Consider the following 2,487-nt stretch of genomic DNA (forward strand, 5'->3'; position numbering starts at 1 on the left):
ATTTAACATAATGGTCGTTATCCGAAATCGTCTTTTATAAGTTAAATAAAATCATGTACTTAGCTATTTTACATAACCCAAAACTACCGCAAAAATCCGCTTTGGAAACAAAGCGGATTTTTTTTGAGCAAGTTTGATACTTCTTGCCAATAAAATTGGTTAAATAATGATCAAAAATAGCAATTCCATAGAGTTTTTAAGCCTTTTTTACCCAAAAGAATCCACAATTTCTGCGGATAACCATTGGGATAAATTTTGATTATTTTTTGTACGTTTTGGCTTACAGCGTTTCACGAAATTGTCTGTATCTATCCCCCGATGAAGCTCTTATGATTGATCTATATGGACAGGATGTTCAATGACTTAAAACAACAATAATAATCAGTCAGGCACCATGACCATCAGGTAGTCAGCCCTACCTATGCGCTCCATACCGAAAAATCCCGACATGACGTCGGGATTTTTTATTATCTAAACTTCTTAAATTAAAGTTGGATGAGCATCTAAAATACGAATTAAAGTCGCTGCAGGACCAGTCGGATAGCGACGGCCTTGTTCCCAGTTTTGCAGGGTTCTCGCGCTGATATGCAAACGTGCAGCAAATTCAGCCTGGGTTAAGCCTGTTTTCTCACGTACTTCTTTAATATCCGGTAATTCAAGCTCTGTGACTCGACTTGCCTTTATCTCCTTACGCTTGATGGCACCAGCTTCTTTGATTGAAGCAACCAGGTCATCAAATAAGTTGTTATCCATGAAATTGCTCCTTTACTAATTGACGTAGAATCGAGGTTTCTTTGTCTGTCAGATTATCTTTCACAGACTTTGGATAAGCCACCAGGAAAAAGATCTGATCATCTTCTGTAACCCAATAATAGATCACACGGATACCGCCACTTTTGCCTTTATTGCCCTGAGCACAACGTACTTTACGAATTCCACCACCATTCTTGATTAAGTCGCCCTTATCAGGCTGTACCAAGAGATCTTGCTGGAGCTGACGATACTCTTCATCACTCACAAGCTCTTTGATTTGCTTAGTAAAAATACTGGTTTCAATGAATAACATAGGTTTAAGTACGTCAATGGCGTATAAGAATTTTAGCAGTTTTAGAATAAAAAAACGAGAGCTGTGAACTCTCGTTTCGCATAAGCAAAGGCTTACAAATATAAATATTAGGTATAAAAAACCCGCATGATAGCGAGTAGGTCCTGATATTTCATTCAGACTATAGATTTTATAAAAACTATATTTCTAGATGATTTTAAATATTTTTCCACTTAAGGTACTTTGAAAAAGCATTTCAAAACTAGGTCGAATATCTTCACCATCAACGGTGATATGTTTTATATTCAAATGAGATTGTGTGTTGGCAAACTCATGATCCACTGTGGCTTGAATAGCGTGTTTAACGCCAAACTGGTCTTTTACGCTGAGAGTCTGTTTAAACATATATATTTCCTTAAAAAAATTGCAGTGGAAATCCCACATAAATTATTGATGTTTAAAAATTTATCGCTAAGCAACTTTATGATTTAATTTAAATAGCTGATTTAGAGAAGTGTAAAATGTACGGCCATCCAAATTTAAATCAACTTCGATTCCAGATTCCAGTAGAACTCTTTTACCTACTTCGATTTGTTTTAAACCTTGACGTGTATTTTGCATTTTATGTAGAGGAATTAATGAAACAATAATTTCAGTACCATTTTTAGATTTTGCAATTAAATCATTTACTTTTAACAACTTATATCCTATTTTTTAGAGATTTTTTCAATTTTGAAAACATTTTAAAGCTTAAAAAAAGCACTTATGAGTGCTTTTTTATTACTGCTTATTATTACTTAGATAGCAACAATATTTACAGCATTCGGTCCTTTTTGACCTTGAGCTACACTGAATTCAACTTGCTGGCCTTCAAATAAGGTCTTGAAACCTGAACTCGCGATTTCGCTGAAATGAGCAAAAACGTCTGGACCTGATTCTTGTTGAATGAAACCAAAACCTTTAGTTTCGTTAAACCACTTAACAGTACCTTTAACAACATTTGAGTTTGACATAATATATCCTACTAATTTTTAATAATTTTTTAGTCATTTTATTGACTGATTAATAACTTTGAAAATAATAAAGAATGAGACTTAAAATCTAAAAAACGAAGGATTATGACTAAAACTGCGATACTTAAGGAAGATTTACCGAAACAAGACTTTTTTTCTAGTTAAGTTAAATATACAGTAAAAATAAAAATAATCAAGTTTTTTGATATAAATATTAATTTTTCTTATAAAATCCATATTTTTTTCTTTAAAAATTAATTAAATTCAATAAGTTATTTATTATATTATTTAATATTTTCTTTAACATAAAATCTCTTATGCGAAATTACATACCAACTTTAACCACATTGTGGACAGGTTGGAGTTTAGAGATAAGAAAAATTTCTAGAGCATTTGCTAAATAAGCCCTATCACGTTCAAAGCCTATCG

Annotated in this window: 5 protein-coding genes; all 5 read right to left on the reverse strand. The window is 32.6% G+C overall.

Translation table 11 applies throughout. The features are described 5' to 3' along the window. Nucleotides 1-480 precede the first annotated feature (480 nt). Entirely contained in the window at nucleotides 481-753 is a 273-nt protein-coding gene (gene nadS / locus A7A69_RS08985) for a NadS family protein (RefSeq protein WP_000369780.1), read from the reverse strand. Further along, nucleotides 746-1,066, reverse strand: a complete 321-nt coding sequence (locus A7A69_RS08990) for a type II toxin-antitoxin system RelE/ParE family toxin (protein ID WP_000897309.1) — start codon at nucleotides 1,064-1,066, stop codon at nucleotides 746-748. Before A7A69_RS08990 ends, nadS begins: the two co-directional genes overlap by 8 nt. A 186-nt stretch (nucleotides 1,067-1,252) precedes the next feature. Further along, nucleotides 1,253-1,450, reverse strand: a complete 198-nt coding sequence (locus A7A69_RS08995) for a hypothetical protein (protein WP_000476222.1) — start codon at nucleotides 1,448-1,450, stop codon at nucleotides 1,253-1,255. 66 nt (nucleotides 1,451-1,516) lie between these two features. Then, complete coding sequence (locus A7A69_RS09000) at nucleotides 1,517-1,744, reverse strand: hypothetical protein (RefSeq protein WP_000921865.1); 228 nt, start codon at nucleotides 1,742-1,744, stop codon at nucleotides 1,517-1,519. A 98-nt stretch (nucleotides 1,745-1,842) separates the two neighbouring features. Next, a complete protein-coding gene (locus A7A69_RS09005) occupies nucleotides 1,843-2,058 on the reverse strand; it encodes a cold-shock protein (protein ID WP_000071892.1) in 216 nt (71 codons plus the stop codon). Nucleotides 2,059-2,487: the final 429 nt, after the last annotated feature.

Source organism: Acinetobacter guerrae (assembly GCF_009372255.1).
Taxonomy (GTDB): domain Bacteria; phylum Pseudomonadota; class Gammaproteobacteria; order Pseudomonadales; family Moraxellaceae; genus Acinetobacter; species Acinetobacter guerrae.

What these genes read in the sequence shown, in the direction of transcription:
- A7A69_RS08990 (WP_000897309.1), bottom strand. Translation starts at nt 1,066, where the DNA reads ATGTTATTCATTGAAACCAGTATTTTTACTAAGCAAATCAAAGAGCTT.
- A7A69_RS08995 (WP_000476222.1), bottom strand. Translation starts at nt 1,450, where the DNA reads ATGTTTAAACAGACTCTCAGCGTAAAAGACCAGTTTGGCGTTAAACAC.
- A7A69_RS09005 (WP_000071892.1), bottom strand. Translation starts at nt 2,058, where the DNA reads ATGTCAAACTCAAATGTTGTTAAAGGTACTGTTAAGTGGTTTAACGAA.
- nadS (WP_000369780.1), bottom strand. Translation starts at nt 753, where the DNA reads ATGGATAACAACTTATTTGATGACCTGGTTGCTTCAATCAAAGAAGCT.